The organism is Pantoea sp. Lij88 (genome assembly GCF_030062155.1).
Lineage (GTDB): Bacteria > Pseudomonadota > Gammaproteobacteria > Enterobacterales > Enterobacteriaceae > Pantoea.
This window is the reverse complement of sequence record NZ_CP118269.1, coordinates 1572242-1587353: the sequence shown is the minus strand read 5'-3', so window position 1 is coordinate 1587353 and position 15112 is coordinate 1572242. Positions and strand designations below refer to the sequence as shown.

The window sequence follows — 15112 nt, the reverse complement described above, 5'->3', positions numbered from 1 at the left end:
CTCTTCAGTCTTTCCCGGCCTGGCGGTAACAAAAAACGTTGCCAGACTCACTAACCGCAACGGTTAACGTGAAACATTTATTAGCATCTGCTAGTTTTTATTCTGTTCCCCTGCTGCTGAGAAAAACAACAATATGATTAACACCATTAAACTTTCCTCTGATTTTCGCCGCAGTTTCCTGCGTGAAGTGCTGGTGCCGCTGGTGGCTATCCTGTTGCTGACATTTGTGGGTGCAGGCGCTGCGCTGTTTGTGGGTACCTCACTGACTAATGCCGAGGCCCGGCATCAGCAGCAACGGATGATTGAAGCCTCTTTTTCACAGAGTCTGAATGAGCATCTGCGCCAGCTGCATAGCCTGTCGCGCTGGGGGCCCTTTGAGCAGCATCTGGCGGAGGGCAACAGCGGCAGGTGGCTGGATGAAAACATCGGACAGTGGCTGTATGAGATGTTCGGCCATCAGCTGATTATGGTGCTGGACCCGCAAAACCAGATTGTCAGAGTCTGGCGTGAAGGTCAGCGGGTCTCCGCCGCGGACAACGACCCGCTGATTGGTGACGTGCTTAAAAGCCCGCTGGTAAAAGATCCGGCGCGTCAGGATAACGCCGATTATGCGCGTGTGACGAACCGTGCCGCAGCGCTGGCCGTGGGTAACATCCAGCGCGACAGCGACGCCCAGCCGCACTACCGGCTGGTGAGCCTGAAATTTCTTGATGACGGCTACCTGGCGGGTCTGGCAGAACGCAATCAGCTTCAGGGACTGCATTTCTCCGACGGCTCGCCTCAGCAGGGCACCGATGCGCGTTATCTGTTGATCGCGCAGGCGGGCGAAGCGGTCGGCTATCTGAACTGGATCCCTTCCCGTCCGGGTGCGCAGATGCTGCGCACCATCGGGCCGTCTACCGGGCTGGCCGTGCTGGCGATATCCCTGCTCTGCCTTTATATGGTGCGGCGACTCTGGAACTCGTCAGTCAACCTCTCGCAATCGATGCTCAGGCTTGGCGCGTCGGAGGCACAGGCACAGCATCTGGCGTTTCATGATGTGCTGACCGGCCTGCCGAACCGTGCGCTGGTTGAAGACCGCCTGACCCAGGCGCTGGCGCTGGCGACGCGCAACGATCAGCGTGTCGCCCTGCTGCTGATCGACCTCGACCGCTTTAAGGCCGTCAACGATACACACGGCCATCACGCTGGCGATGAGCTGATCATCGCCGTGGCCCAGCGCCTGAGCCGTATCGTGCGGGCCAGCGATACCGTGGGACGCATCGGCGGCGATGAATTTATCGTGGTGATGCCGGAGGTCGATAATATCGGTCAGGTGAATAGCCTGGCGCAGCGCATTATCGACGAGCTGGCCCAGCCTTTTACCCTGTTCGGCAACGATGTCTGGAGCGGTGCCAGCATCGGGCTGGCGCTGGCACCCAGAGATGGCATCGATCGGCTGGAGCTGATGCGCAAAGCGGATATTGCGCTGTATGAAGCCAAAAGTGGCGGACGCGGGCGCTATCGTCAGTTTGAACGGGCGATGGATGAATCGGTGCGAACCCGCCAGACCATCGCCGACGATTTACGCACGGCGCTGCAGACCCGTCAGGAACTGGAGGTGTGGTATCAGCCGCTGATGGATGTGGGCGGTCAGCAGATGGTCGGCATTGAGGCGCTGCTGCGCTGGCACCATCCGACGCGCGGCCTGATTGCACCCGGCGAATTTATCGCGATAGCTGAAGAGACCGGCCTGATTATCCCGCTGGGCGAGTGGGTGCTGGCGGAAGCCTGTGTCACTCAGCAGCGTTTTCCCGAGCTGCTGGTGGCGGTTAACGTCTCGCCGGTTCAGTTCCGCTCCAGCGGCTTTGTTGAGCGGGTGATGGCGATTGTCGGCGAGCATGGCGGTGATCCGAAGCGGCTGGAGCTGGAGATCACCGAAGGGGTGTTAATCGAGGATGAACGTGAAGCCCGCCAGATCATTGTGACGCTGCGGGAAGCGGGCTTCCGCATTGCGCTGGATGACTTCGGCACCGGCTACTCCAGCCTCAACTATCTCAGCACCTTCCCGGTGGATAAAATCAAAATCGACCGCTCGTTCACCCAGTCGCTGGGCGTGGCGGAAAATTCAGTGGCGATTGTTGAATCGGTGGTAAAACTGGGTCACGCCATGGGCCTGATGGTGACGGCAGAAGGCGTGGAAACCGCCGGACAGATGTCGGCGCTGGCGGATGCGGGCTGTAATCAGTTGCAGGGTTATCTGTTCAGTCAGGCGGTGCCTGCCGATCAGCTTGACGCGCTGATGAAATCATCCGCGCCCGATCAGCAGGGTTAACCGCCTGTCTGGATAGCCTGAGCGCGGCTAAATGCCCAGGCTATCCAGCAGCGCGGCAGATGTGGCGACCGCGCCAAAGATACCGCCCTGCATATGGATCATGCTCAGCGCCGCCTCATGATGCCGCCGCTCTGTCGCGGCACAGCAATCGGACAGCACCAGGCACTCAAAGCCGCGATCGTTGGCTTCGCGCAGCGTGGTATGGACGCAGACGTCAGTGGTAATGCCGGTGAGGATCAGATTACGGATGCCGCGACTGCGCAATACCAGCTCCAGATCGGTGGCATAAAACGAACCCTTACCCGGCTTGTCGATCACCACTTCCCCCGGCAACGGGGCCAGTTCCGGGATAATCTCCCAGCCCGGCTCACCGCGCACCAGAATACGGCCACACGGTCCGACATCCCCAATCCCGGCGTTCATCCGTCGTGAACGCCAGCGTTTGTTGGCAGGCAGATCGCTGAGGTCGGGACGGTGTCCTTCACGGGTATGGATAATCGGAAACTGCCGGGCGCGCATCGCCGCCAGCACCTGCTGCAACGGGGCGATGGGTGCACGGGTCAGGCTCACGTCATAACCCATGCTATCGACATAGCCGCCGACGCCACAGAAGTCGGTCTGCATATCAATCACGACCAGCGCCGTGTCAGCCGGGGTAAAGCTTCCGTCAAACGGCCATGCGTAAGGGGTTGAATTAACGCTGTAGTCGGGCATTGCTGTTCTCCATTACCGGGCGCGGCATGCGCATTTTAGTGATCACGCTGTAGCTGATGGCAGCGGTCACCAGACCAATCACCGCTTCACCGAACTGCGGGAAAGCCACGTGGGCGATAACCGCACACAGGCTGCCAATCGCCCAGGCGGCAAACGCGGTGCCACGGAAACGCTGCGCCGGACGCTGCTCGCTGATGCGCGCCATAAAGATCAAATCCACAATCATCACGGCACCAAACGGCGGCACAACCATTCCCAGCAGGCTGAGCCACTCCAGGAAATAGGACCAGACGCCCGCCAGCGCCAGCACGCCGCCAATGGCCCCGAGGATCAGCGTCCAGATCCGCATTTTGCTGCTGAACAGATGACTGAAGCCCACCGCGCCATTGTAGAGACAGTGGGTACAGACCGATCCCAGATTGATAAAAACAAACAGGCAGGCGACGACCGACAGAAAGGCGCTGTGCCCCATCAGCATCGGCAGGAAGTTGCCGCCGTTGGTCAGTGGATCAACCGCTGCGCCCACTGCCACAATCACCACGCCAAACAGATAGGAGATCACATTCGCGACCGGGAAGGCAGAGAATGCGGCAATCACCGCTGAACGTCCATTCTTTGACCAGCGGGTAAAGTCAGCGGTCATGGTGCCGGAGTCGGCAAAACCGGCCACCACCATGGTGACGGCAGTGCCCATGCTCATCGCACCGGCTGCGCTGGCGCTGCCCTTCCACTGCGTCACGATGGAGAAGTCGTGCTGTTTGCTGATCAGCCACAGCGCCACCATCCCCAGCACCACAAACAGCGGTGCCGCGATCATCCCCAGCACCGACAGCGCCCGCACGCCCAGGAACGTGATGCCGGTATAGAGGATCATGGCAAAGGCCGTGACCGCCAGCGCATTCCAGCCAAAGGTCTGATTGATGACCGTGCCGGTAAGGCCGGTCTGGAAGGCATACCAGCCGATCACCACCGTGGAGAGGAAACCGGAGACCAGGATGTAGCCTTTGCTGCCAAAGGTGCGTCTGGCCTGTAAAGCAAAGTTCATCCCGGTGTTACCGGCGTACCAGCTTAGCGCGCCGACATAGGCGAACAGCACCAGGTTGCCCAGCAGAATGGCGATCAGCGCGGGCCAGAACCCCAGATGCCAGGTGATGATGCCGCCAAACAGCGCGTTGGTCAGGATCATCGGGAATCCAAACCAGACGGCTGAGACGGAGCGGGTTGAATGGCGGTGCGACAGCGGCACTGGCTCATGTTCAAACTCCTGCTCCAGCGCAGGTGTATCAGACTTTTTCATTGGGCGATTCCGGGTTGAAGGTGATTCCACGGCTGAATGCGCTCGAAAGCGGCACTGGCAGCCAGCACTAAAGCATCATCAAGATGACGTCCGACAATCTGCAAGCCGACGGGCAGGCCGCTGGCGGTGAAACCAGCGGGCACGGATGCGGCGGGCTGGCCGGTGAAGTTGAACGGGTAGCAGAACGAGAGCCAGTGATCGTTGCGGACCATACGGCCATCGATGATCTCCGGTCCCTGCATCCCCAGCGGGAACGGTGGCACTGCCAATGTTGGGGTGATCAACAGATCAAAGCGCTGCATAAAGCGCCACAGGCTGTTGCTGACCGCTTTGCGGGTGGCGATGGCATCGGTGAAGTTTTCCGCCCGCCAGTCGCGCTGCAGCATGGCGACCAGATGGGGTGACATCTCGCTACCCTGTTCCGCCATCATCTGGCGCATGCCGGTGAGGTCGCTCTCCATCGCCACCAGCGCACCAAAGGCGGCAGCCGGATCCGGGAAGCCGGGATCGGCCAGCTCCAGTTCCGCACCGATTTCAGCGGCAAAGCGCTGCACCGCTGCACTGACCACCGCCCGCACTTCCGGGTCAACGGCCACATAACCAAAATCTGCGCTGAAAGCGATGCGGAGTTTGCCGGGCAGATGTTCTGGTGCACCCAGCCAGTCAACGTCGCTGCAGGGGATCGAGTGGCGGTCACGCATATCCGGCCCCGCCATCAGCGACATCATCAGCGCGGCATCACGCACGCTGCGCGTCATTGGCCCGATATGTTCCAGCGACTCCCAGCTCGACACGCCAGGATAGCGTTCATCACGGCAGCCGGGCCACAACGGCACCCGCCCCATCGACGCTTTGAAACCAAAAATACCGCAGTGCGCCGCCGGAATGCGCACCGAGCCGCCACCGTCGCTGCCCAGCGCAATCGGGCAGAGCCGCGCCGCCACCGCCGCACCGGAACCGGCGCTGGAACCGCCTGGCGTCATCGCCAGATTCCAGGGATTACGCGGCGACGGGAACAGCGGATTGTGCCCGACGCCGCTGTAGCCAAACTCCGGCGCAGTGGTTTTGCCCAGCAGAATGGCATCGGCGGCCAGCAGGCGTTCCACCGTAATGTCGTCATCTTCCGGTACGAAGTCTTTGTAGGCCGCAGAACCGGAGGTGGTTCTGACGTTTGCAGTGCAGATTAAATCTTTTACCGCCAGCGGTACGCCCGCCAGCGCGCCCAGCGTTTCTCCGCGCGCCCGTCGGTCATCCACGGCTCTGGCCTGTTTCATCGCCCGTTCCGGCGTCGGGGTACAAAAGGCCTGTATCGCCGGTTCCCGCCGCTCCATCCGCGCCAGCGCCGCCCCGGTCAGCTCGCAGGCCGAGACTTCCCCGCTGCGGATCAGTGCAGCCATCGTGGTGGCATCTTCGTCTAATAAGGAGTCAAACATGGGTTACCTCGCCAAAAGTGTACCCGTTAGCGAGTGCATGAAGCGTGCCAGATAACGGTGAACGGTTCGGTCTGAAGCAGGGATGCCAGATGGAATACGGGCTGGGATACAAGATCGAATTCTTATGATGTCGGGAGCGGGCAGCTGTTTATTTTTTCAGCACGATGATGGCGCAGGGCTGCGCGATAAGGGGGCGTCATAGGTGAATGGTTTGCGGGCTGGCTTACAAAACGATGTTGTTAATCCGCAACGGCGGCTGAAATGCTGGAATGAATAACCTCACTTTTACCAGGGATGTTTGACGATGCTGAGCAGGAACTGAAAAATCGAGTTTCAGGGATTCATACGCTACGGCAGGGATGAGAAGTGCGCATTGAAGAAGATATTTATCTCGAAAACTACGAAATCAGACGAAAAAGATTCATTTATGACCGCCAGATTTATCACAGCTACGTTTTTGTTGTCGGTTGCGAAACTTACACTGTCATCGTTGGCGACCGGATAGATGAACAGACCTTTACCCGCATCGGATATCAGATGCCACCCGGTATCTCCTTTCCGGTTAATGGCCTGGCTGAGGTCTGTTTTGACGTGTTCGATGGTCTGGAGTGCCTGAGCGATTTTCGCCACATCAGCATTCCCGGATTAGGCAGTGCAGTCGTTTTAAAAAGCGTAGTACTTGCGTTAATGGCACACCATGAAAGCTTCTCTATCGGCGGTTTTGTTTTCCAGCCTGCGTCAGGCGAGATCGTTGAACGCAATCGTCCTACTCCTCTGGAAGAGATTTATGACGCCATGCTTGGGTTAAAAAATGAACTACGCTACAATCGCCGAACAGGGTTGCCGAAAAAAGCGCCGCAACCTTTAATCCCGGACTGTTTCCAGGCTTATAAAGTAGTGACTACAGGGAGAGCTTGCTATGTCGTTTTATGATACACACGATGAAACAACCCCTTTGGCTCCGGTTGAAACCCGATATAAAGAGTTAAGGGCACTTTTGATTGCAGAGTGGCTGGCCCGGCCCGATCTGCCCGCCATTCAAGCCCAGTTAGCTCAGGCGAGAAAACGTTCCTCATCTGCCCTGTTGCGCCGTAAGCTGAAAGAGCTGAATGCGCGCGAGAGGCAGCAAGCTAAAATCCCCGATTAGCGTTTAAAGGCCCGATAAATGGGCCTTTCGTATTTTTAACCGCATCTGGTTCATCCTCAGGCGACTTCACGCCACCCGCAACTCACCTTTACTCCGGAAAATCCGTCTCTACCGACGTCTGTTTCCACGCTTCGATCTCAGCCAGACGCTCTTTGAGCTTGCTGGTCACAGCGTCATGGCCCCAGGCACCCATCACCAGATGGCGTGGCGGGTTGGCATGTTCGGTAATGGCGATCATCGCCGTAGCGGCCCGCGCCGGATCGCCCTTCTGAGTGCCGCTGTATTCGGCGGTGGCTTTCATCCGCGCAGCCGCAGTTTCTGCATATTCCGGCAGGGTGCTCGGCGTCTGATGCAGTGAGCGTCCGGCCCAGTCAGTGCGGAACGGACCGGGCTCGACACAGGTCACGTGAATGCCCAGTGGACCGGCTTCCAGTGCCAGCGAATCGGACCAGCCTTCTACCGCATGCTTACTGGCAGAGTAGTAGCCTGAGCTGGCGAAACCAATTAAGCCTGCCACCGAAGTGATGTTGATGACGTGGCCGCTGCGCGCCTTTCTCATCGCAGGCAGCACGGCGCGGGTCAGGGCAAACAGGCCGAAGACGTTGGCATCAAACTGTGCGCGGATTTCGCTTTCCACACCCTCTTCCACTGAACTCTGATAGCCGTAACCGGCGTTGTTTACCAGCACATCAATGGTGCCGAACGCATCCAGTGCCGCTTTGACTGCCTGGTCGATGCTCGCCTGCCGGGTCACATCCAGCGCCACCGCCAGTGCGTTGTCGTGTCCCTCAACCAGATCGGCAATGGACGCGGTGTCACGCGCCGTCACGACAACCTTAAAGCCACGCGCGATGGTCTGCTGCGCCAGTTCACGACCAAAACCGGTCGAACATCCCGAGATTAACCAGACAGGGCTGGAATGAGCAGTCATAACAAGACTCCCGTTGAGTGTGATAAAGGGGTTTAAGACCCGGACGCGAAAGCATCCGGGGATCAAGGTTAGCGAGGCGCGACCGCCCCACTTAGCCCTTAATGCTTTTTATGAAACAGCTGGCTGGCGGTGTCACTGATGATCTGCGCCGCGCCGCGATCGCCCTTCACCATCGACGCCATAAAGGCTTTCGCCTGCTTAAAGGTGATGTGCGGCGGTAACGGCGCAACTTCCGGATCGGTTTTCACCTCCAGCAAAACAGGGCGATCGGCGCTGAGGGCACGCTGCCAGGCCCCCGCCAGATCGTCAGGATTATCGATAAAGATACCGATCATCCCCAGCGACTCAGCAAACTCAGCGTACTTCACATCCGGCAGCTGCTGCGAAGCGTCAAAACGCGGATTGCCCTCCATGACGCGCTGCTCCCAGGTCACCTGATTGAGATCCTGGTTGTTGAACACGCAGACGATCAGGCGCGGGTCGGCCCACTGCTGCCAGTATTTCTGGATGGTGATCAGCTCGGCCATGTTGTTCATCTGCATCGCACCGTCACCCACCAGCGCCACCACTGGCTTTTCCGGGTGGGCAAATTTCGCGGCAATCGCGTAAGGCACCGCTGCGCCCATACAGGCCAGACCGCCGGAGAGCGAAGCGCGCTGCCCCTGTTTTACCCGATAGTCGCGGGCAAACCAGTTGGCGCAGGAGCCGGAGTCCGAAGTAACAATGGCGTTGTCCGGCAGCTGTGGCGACATCTCCCACACTACCCGCTGCGGATTGACCGGATTCGCGGGTGCCATGGCGCGTTCTTCCATGAGCGTCCACCAGTCCCGCACCTGAACCGCGATATCCTCCTGCCAGCTGCGATCCTCTTTGTGCTCCAGCAGCGGCAGCAGCGCGCGCAGGGTTTCAGCCGCATCGCCATGCAGATTGACTTCGCTGGGATAGCGCAGGCCCAGCATGGCGGGATCGATGTCGATCTGCACCGCACGCGCCTTGCCCTCTTCCGGCAGGAATTCCGTCCACGGAAAGCCACTACCAATCATCAGCAGGGTGTCGCAGTTCTTCATCAGATCGGAGGACGGCTTCGTACCCAGCAGGCCAATCGAGCCGGTGACAAACGGCGCATCGTCCGGCAGCACATCTTTGCCGAGCAGCGCTTTTGCCACGCCCGCGCCCAATACATTGGCGACCTGCACCACCTCAACGGCGGCGTTACGTGCGCCTGCACCGATCAGAATCGCCACTTTTTTACCGGCGTTAAGCACCTCAGCGGCGCGTTGCAGATCCGCTTCGTAAGGAATGACTTTAGGACGCTGATAGCCGCTGCCGGAATGGGTAAACCCGTGCAGATGCTGCGGTGGCTGCCACTCCTCATCCTGAATATCTTTAGGGATAATGATTACCGCTACGCCATTTTGCGCTTTGGCGATGCGCACGCCCCGGTCCAGCAGATGGCGCACCTGCGTCGTGGTTGAAGCTTCCTGAACGAAGTTGGCCACATCCGAGAAGATGCGATCCAGGTTCATCTCCTGCTGGTAACTGGCACCCCGCGCGGTCGCTTCCGCCTGTCCGGCAATCGCCAGCACCGGAGCATGATCCATTTTGGCGTCATAGAGTCCGGTCAGCAGATGGGTTGCGCCCGGCCCGCCGGTTGAGAGGCAGACGCCCAGCTCACCGGTGAATTTCGCGTGCCCGGCCGCCATAAAGGCCGCCATCTCTTCGTGGCGAACCTGAATAAATTCGATGCCGTCGCCTTTAGCGTTCGCGCGCTGGATGGCGCCCAGCACGCCGTTAATGCCGTCTCCCGGATAGCCGTAAATGCGTGTGACGCCCCACTCTTTCAGGCGCTGGACAAAAAAATCACTGGTTTTCATGCTCATCGTCGCGTTTCCCCTCGTAGTCCTTGCAGACTTAAAGCGTAGTAGACGATGCGCAATCGCCGTTAATTGTTCGCCATGGCTGGGTATCGCTGACGCAAATCACTGAATATTTGATTCATATCCGCCGTTTCGCCTATCCGTGCCACCGCCCGGAATACCTGGGTTTTCAGGAAGTGACGCCAGCTGACCGGCGCGCTTGCCAGGAATGTGGTCAGTGCCTGATAACGCTGTGGCGTCCAGAGCGTTTCAAAGCGACTGCGTGCTTCGCCGTGATCAAAATGGTGCGCGGCCTGCTGCGGCATGGCGGCGCGCAGGCGTTCTGTCGCTTCCCGATCCACGCGATTATCAACAACCACCACGCCATACTGCGCTCTGGCTGCCGCGACGCTGAGATAGCCACAGTGCACATCCTGCATAACCGCCTCAATATCACGCTGTGACGGCAGGCCGTAACCGCCCGCGCCGGGGCCGCGCACTTCAACCACGTCACCCGGCTGGCAGTGGATCACATCGGTATTGCCATGATTGATGACCTCGCCGTCACGCCGGGTACGAAAGTAGGACAGCGCTCCGCTCTGGCCGCCCACCACGCCCGCCGAGGCAAACACCGACCGGTTACGGTTCCGCGCGGTAATGGTGGTATTGGGCGAGAAAATCTCGAAGGCCATTTCAGTCGCAAGGCCACCGCGATAGCGACCGGCTCCGGCGCTGTCCTGCGCCAGTCCATAGCGATGAAAACGGATCGGCACTTCCGCTTCGTTGATCTCAATTGGGGTGTTTTTCAGGAAGGCGGACAGGCCGCCGGAGCCATCGGGACCGTCGTGACGGGGCGTGCCACCCGCGCCGCCGCCGACCGGTCCCAGCGAGGCGACCACGCTGCGGTTCTGCGTCTGGGTACGGATGTTCATAATCGAGTTGCCACCCGGTGAATTCGCGGGCAGGCGGTCCGGCATCGCCAGCGAGAAGACGCCGACAGTGGCAATCTGCGACAGCGCACAGGTCAGCGAGCGCATCCCCACCGCTGCGGGTGCTTCACAGTTCATCACCGTGCCCGGCGGCAGGATCGCCCGGGTTGGCCGCAGCGTACCGGCGTTAAGCAGCAGAGACCGATCAAGAGTAGAGAGCACATAGGTGACGCCCACCAGCGCCAGCGGATGCCGCTCGCGCCCGCCGGTCGGCATATTCAGCGACGAAGCCAGCTGCGGGTCGCTGCCGGTGTAGTCCAGCTCCAGCCGATCGCCCTGCACCCGCAGAGTAATGGCGATGCGGCAGGGATAACCGCCCTCGCCATCTTCATCGGCGTAGTCGGCATAAAAGTATTCCCCGTCGGGAATGGTGCTGATAATGCTGCGCGCCTGCGCTTCGGCGTAATCGAGAATGCCCTCAATGCCCTGCAGGAAATCATCGATGCCAAAGCGGGCAATGATGTCGTGTATTTTGCGCTCACCCACGTTCACCGAGGCCAGCTGCGCCTTGAAATCACCCCAGTTCTGGTCCGGCACCCGCACGTTGAGCCGCATGATGCTGGCGACCTCTTCGTTAAGCTGCCCCTGGCGCATGATCTTCAGCGGCGGGATGCGGATCCCCTCCTGCACGATATCGGTCAGCGAGCGCGACAGCGAGGCGGGCACCGCGCCGCCGACGTCGGTGTTATGAATATGACCGACCACGAAGCAGACGATTTCACCCTCATGGAACACCGGTTTCCAGATGTGGATATCGGGTGAATGAGTTGCGACGTTCCCGGCGTAGGCGTCATTGGTGATGCAGATATCACCGTCGGCGTACTCTTCAATCAGCGCCAGCACCGGCGCATAGTCGATACCGCTGTACCAGGGCGCGCCGAAGCTGCGCGGCGAGGCAAACGCCAGCCCGCTGCGGCTGACAATCTGGCAGGAAAAATCTTCCGTCTCTTTCACAAAAGTAGAATGCGCGGTGCGCATCAGGGTGAAGGCCATCGCATCGGCAGCGGCGGCGCAGTAGTTCGCCAGGATCTGTAAGTTACGTCCATCAATCGCCATGTTATGCCTCGCTCGCCGTGATCAGCAGATTACCGAATGAATCAACCGTGACGCCCATGCCGGGCGGTACGCAGGTGGTGCAGTCATCCTGGGCGATGATGACCGGGCCGATGAGCTGATGTCCGGCGCGCAGCACAGAACGCAGCACCAAATCCACCTGATGCCAGCCACCATCAATCCACGCTCTGGTCTGCTTTAGTACCGGCACCGGTTCCGTGGCAGGTGCCAGCGGGTTAATTACCGGTTTCGGCGTCGGTGAAGCGATAACCAGCCGCAGGTTGATCAGCTGCACCGGTGCCTGCGGGTCACAGTGACCAAACAGCTGCTGGTGCTGGCGATCAAAGGCGTCATGCAGCGCAGTGAAATCCGCCTGCGTCAGCCAGTTCTCCTCCAGCGGCACGTCGATCTCAAACGACTGACCGCGATAGCGCATATCGGCGCTGAACTGCAGGTTGTAAGGCATGTCGCTGCCGTGCTCCTGCACCAGCCAGCCGCAGGCCCGCTGCCGTAAGGCTTCGGCTTCAGTGGCTAAGGTGTCCGCCAGCGCCGGTGTCAGATCGCCGTAAAGCGTGCGGATAAAGTCATTGCGGATGTCCGCCACCAGCCCACCCAGCGCGGAGAGCACGCCCGGCGTCGGCGGTACAATCACCCCTTTCATATTCAGTTCGCGGGCGAGAAAACAACCCATCATCGGACCCGCGCCGCCGAAGGCAAGGAACCAGAATTCACGCGGATCGAGTCCAAAACGCGACAGCAGACCGCTGGTGTCGCTGTACATACTGGAGATCGCCAGCTGGATAGCGGTCTCGGCGGTCTCCTCTACCGAAATATCGAGCGCATCGGCCAGTGGCTGCCAGGCCGCACAGGCCGCGGCGACATCCACTGTGACCGCGTTATAACCCAGCGCACCGTGGCCCATCATGCCGCAGGCGGCAAAGGCATCGGTGGCGGTCGGCTGCGTGCCGCCGCGCTGGAAGCAGACCGGCCCTGGCAGCGAACCGGCACTATCCGGCCCCATCTGCAAGACGCCCTGCCCGTCGATCCACGCCAGCGACCCGCCGCCCTGACCCACCGAGGTGACGGCGACAGAAGGAATAAAGATCGGAAAATCCCCGATGATTTCGCCGTTGCCCTGCGCCACTTTGCCGTCGATGATCACCGCCACGTCGGCGCTGGTGCCGCCGATATCCAGGCTGAGGATTTTGTCAAAACCGCAGGCGCTGGCGAGATAGCTGGCCCCAATCACCCCGGAGGCGGTGCCGGAGAGCACCATCTGCACGCATTCGCGTTTCGCCTGGTCAACACCCATCACCCCGCCATTGGATTTGGTGATGCGCGGCGGGGGCTTCACGCCGAGCCGTTGCAGCGCCTGCTCAAAGGATTCCAGATAGTGAATGACCATCGGCTGCACGTAGGCGTTGATGGTGGCGGTGATGGTGCGTTCATATTCGCGGATGATTGGCCAGATGTCGGCGGAGCAGGAGGTCAGCAGTTCAGGCGCCACCTCATCAATAATCGCTTTCACCGCGGCTTCATTGTGCCGGTTGCGATAACTGTGCAGCAGCGACACCACAATGCCCTGACAGCCTGCGGCGCGCGCCTGTGCAATGGCGTCGAGCACGCTCTGGCGATCAGGCGCGAGCAGCACGTTGCCCTGTGCGTCACTGCGTTCGCGGATGGCAAACACTCTGTCGCGGGTAATCAGGGGGGCTGCGCGCCGCGAGAAAAGATCATGAATATGGGGGATTTTCAGCCGGGCCAGCTCCAGCACATCGCAGAAGCCTTCGGTAGCGAACAGGGCCAGCCGCACGCCGCGCCGCTGGATCACCGCGTTAATCCCTACCGTGGTGCCGTGGGTGAAGTAGCCAATCTCAGCGGGATCGATACCCTGATGCTGCTGAAACTGCGCCAGCCCGGTCACGATTTCGCTGCCGGGCTTGTCCGGACGCGACAGGACTTTCAGGGTGTGGATCTGGTTCGTTTGCTGATCGAGCACGACGAAATCGGTAAAGGATCCGCCAATATCCACGCCAACGCGGTATCGCATATCGGGTTAACTCCGGTGTCAGGAGGGGGGGAATTCCATCAGCGTGTCGGGGTGCTGCACCACACGCCAGCCGAGCCGCTGATAGACCTGATGGGCATCCTGGGTTGAGAGCATCCAGCGATGCACCGTCTGCAGTTCGGGGTGTTCGCGGACACAGGTCGCCAGCCAGCTACCCAGCCCGTGACCGCGCCAGTTTTCATCAATCATCACGTCGCACAGCCAGCCGAAGCGGGTGTAGTCAGTGATCAGTCGGGCAAAGCCAATCTGTTCCTGCTGATGATAAAGGCCAAACGGCAGTGAACCGGCAATCGCACGTACGGTTTTGGCCAGCGGCTGGCCTTTGGCCCAGTAGGACTTCTCCGCCAGCTGGATGTGGATCCAGGCCAGGTCGAGCCGCTGGCGATCGGTAGAGACGGTGAACGCATCGCGCTGCCACTGCTGGTCAGCAATCTGTAATGAGTCCATGACAACTCCTTGTATCAGTTGAATTCAGTGTAAAAGGGTTCGCCCGACGGTTGAGGCTGTAGCGCGCCACAAAACCGGGTGCAGCAGCTGAATTTTGCAGCGGAAAGAAATTTTATGCTGAGGCGAATAGAGCAGATTACAGCGTTAAATGACGTGGAGAGAGAAAGGGTAAATTATGCAGCGAGATAACAGGATAAGCGGTGACGGCCCTCTCTCCCGTGGACGTGAAAGAGGGGCGACCGCGTGTTATGCGCCGAACTCGACCGAATTATGCTTGCCGATCAGCGATCGCAACGGCACGCTGCTTTTCATGATTGGGGATTTAATCACGATGTAGCTGAAGTACTTATCGATGCCGATCTGCGCATCGAGCATCTTCTCAATCACTTCCTGATAATGTTCAATGCTGCGGGTAATGAAGCGCAGCAGATAGTCATAGCCGCCGGTAATCAGATGGCACTCCATCAGCTCATCGACGTCGCGCATCGCACTTTCGAATTTCATAAAGTCTTCGCGGCGATGGCCGGACAGGGTGACTTCGGTAAAGACGGTCACCGAATCGGTAATGCGGGTGAGATTAATGTGCGCTTCGTAACCGGTGATAAACCCGGCCTGCTCCAGACGTTTGACCCGTTGCAGACAGGGACTGGGCGAGAGGCCTACGGCGTCGGCGAGGTTAACGTTGCTGATACGGCCATCTTTCTGGAGTTGCACCAGGATGTTGATGTCGATGCGGTCGAGTTTCATTAAGCCGTTCATAGCACCCCCCTCATTGTCAGAGCCTGTTGGGCCAGGCGCTTAATCAAATGTTCAGAACCTCCCGATGATATAACACGCTTTACGGTAAACGCGCCAGCGCTTCG

The 15112-nt window shown here is 59.6% G+C and carries 12 protein-coding genes; 3 read left to right on the top strand and 9 right to left on the bottom strand.

The genetic code is table 11. The features are described from left to right. Positions 1-133 precede the first annotated feature (133 nt). On the top strand, positions 134-2314 hold the full coding sequence (locus PU624_RS11075; protein WP_283547661.1) for a putative bifunctional diguanylate cyclase/phosphodiesterase: 2181 nt from the start codon (positions 134-136) through the stop codon (positions 2312-2314). 27 nt (positions 2315-2341) lie between these two features. Here the strand turns inward: PU624_RS11075 and biuH are convergent, their stop codons facing one another. Genes biuH through PU624_RS11060 form a run of 3 tightly spaced genes read right to left on the bottom strand, consistent with a single transcriptional unit; the run spans position 2342 to position 5758 of the window. Then, positions 2342-3028: a biuret amidohydrolase gene (biuH, locus tag PU624_RS11070; RefSeq protein WP_283547660.1), complete on the bottom strand. Its 687-nt coding sequence runs from the start codon at positions 3026-3028 to the stop codon at positions 2342-2344. Then, the gene (locus tag PU624_RS11065) at positions 3009-4325 is read right to left on the bottom strand and encodes a purine-cytosine permease family protein (RefSeq protein ID WP_283547659.1); all 1317 of its coding nucleotides are present in this window, start codon (positions 4323-4325) and stop codon (positions 3009-3011) included. Before PU624_RS11065 ends, biuH begins: the two co-directional genes overlap by 20 nt. Beyond that, positions 4322-5758: an amidase gene (locus tag PU624_RS11060; protein WP_283547658.1), complete on the bottom strand. Its 1437-nt coding sequence runs from the start codon at positions 5756-5758 to the stop codon at positions 4322-4324. The genes PU624_RS11065 and PU624_RS11060 overlap by 4 nt, the downstream gene beginning before the upstream one ends. A gap of 366 nt (positions 5759-6124) precedes the next feature. Between PU624_RS11060 and PU624_RS11055 the strand changes: the two genes are divergently transcribed. Both PU624_RS11055 and PU624_RS11050 read left to right on the top strand, forming a co-directional pair. Beyond that, the gene (locus tag PU624_RS11055; protein ID WP_283547657.1) at positions 6125-6691 is read left to right on the top strand and encodes a hypothetical protein; all 567 of its coding nucleotides are present in this window, start codon (positions 6125-6127) and stop codon (positions 6689-6691) included. After that, positions 6678-6905, top strand: coding sequence for a hypothetical protein (locus PU624_RS11050; RefSeq protein ID WP_283547656.1), 228 nt, complete (start codon positions 6678-6680; stop codon positions 6903-6905). The genes PU624_RS11055 and PU624_RS11050 overlap by 14 nt, the downstream gene beginning before the upstream one ends. Before the next feature lie 88 nt (positions 6906-6993). On the opposite strand, the gene PU624_RS11045 is transcribed toward PU624_RS11050, so the two are convergent. The 6 genes from PU624_RS11045 to PU624_RS11020 form a co-directional block, all read right to left on the bottom strand. After that, positions 6994-7836, bottom strand: coding sequence for an oxidoreductase (locus PU624_RS11045; protein ID WP_283547655.1), 843 nt, complete (start codon positions 7834-7836; stop codon positions 6994-6996). Between the two features lie 98 nt (positions 7837-7934). After that, complete coding sequence (locus PU624_RS11040; RefSeq protein ID WP_283547654.1) at positions 7935-9716, bottom strand: thiamine pyrophosphate-requiring protein; 1782 nt, start codon at positions 9714-9716, stop codon at positions 7935-7937. 62 nt (positions 9717-9778) lie between these two features. Continuing rightward, positions 9779-11737 carry a hydantoinase B/oxoprolinase family protein gene (locus PU624_RS11035; RefSeq protein WP_283547653.1) on the bottom strand — a complete coding sequence of 653 codons (1959 nt, stop codon included), beginning with the start codon at positions 11735-11737 and terminating at the stop codon, positions 9779-9781. Between the two features lies 1 nt (position 11738). Beyond that, positions 11739-13784, bottom strand: a complete 2046-nt coding sequence (locus tag PU624_RS11030) for a hydantoinase/oxoprolinase family protein (protein WP_283547652.1) — start codon at positions 13782-13784, stop codon at positions 11739-11741. Between the two features lie 18 nt (positions 13785-13802). After that, entirely contained in the window at positions 13803-14249 is a 447-nt protein-coding gene (locus PU624_RS11025; RefSeq protein WP_283547651.1) for a GNAT family N-acetyltransferase, read from the bottom strand. Between the two features lie 246 nt (positions 14250-14495). Then, entirely contained in the window at positions 14496-15008 is a 513-nt protein-coding gene (locus PU624_RS11020) for an Lrp/AsnC family transcriptional regulator (RefSeq protein WP_283547650.1), read from the bottom strand. Positions 15009-15112: the final 104 nt, after the last annotated feature.

Bases quoted from the DNA above. Each gene is read 5' to 3' on its own strand.
- PU624_RS11075 (WP_283547661.1), top strand. From the start codon at position 134: ATGATTAACACCATTAAACTTTCCTCTGATTTTCGCCGCAGTTTCCTG.
- biuH (WP_283547660.1), bottom strand. From the start codon at position 3,028: ATGCCCGACTACAGCGTTAATTCAACCCCTTACGCATGGCCGTTTGAC.
- PU624_RS11065 (WP_283547659.1), bottom strand. From the start codon at position 4,325: ATGAAAAAGTCTGATACACCTGCGCTGGAGCAGGAGTTTGAACATGAG.
- PU624_RS11060 (WP_283547658.1), bottom strand. From the start codon at position 5,758: ATGTTTGACTCCTTATTAGACGAAGATGCCACCACGATGGCTGCACTG.
- PU624_RS11050 (WP_283547656.1), top strand. From the start codon at position 6,678: ATGTCGTTTTATGATACACACGATGAAACAACCCCTTTGGCTCCGGTT.
- PU624_RS11045 (WP_283547655.1), bottom strand. From the start codon at position 7,836: ATGACTGCTCATTCCAGCCCTGTCTGGTTAATCTCGGGATGTTCGACC.
- PU624_RS11040 (WP_283547654.1), bottom strand. From the start codon at position 9,716: ATGAGCATGAAAACCAGTGATTTTTTTGTCCAGCGCCTGAAAGAGTGG.
- PU624_RS11035 (WP_283547653.1), bottom strand. From the start codon at position 11,737: ATGGCGATTGATGGACGTAACTTACAGATCCTGGCGAACTACTGCGCC.
- PU624_RS11030 (WP_283547652.1), bottom strand. From the start codon at position 13,784: ATGCGATACCGCGTTGGCGTGGATATTGGCGGATCCTTTACCGATTTC.
- PU624_RS11025 (WP_283547651.1), bottom strand. From the start codon at position 14,249: ATGGACTCATTACAGATTGCTGACCAGCAGTGGCAGCGCGATGCGTTC.
- PU624_RS11020 (WP_283547650.1), bottom strand. From the start codon at position 15,008: ATGAACGGCTTAATGAAACTCGACCGCATCGACATCAACATCCTGGTG.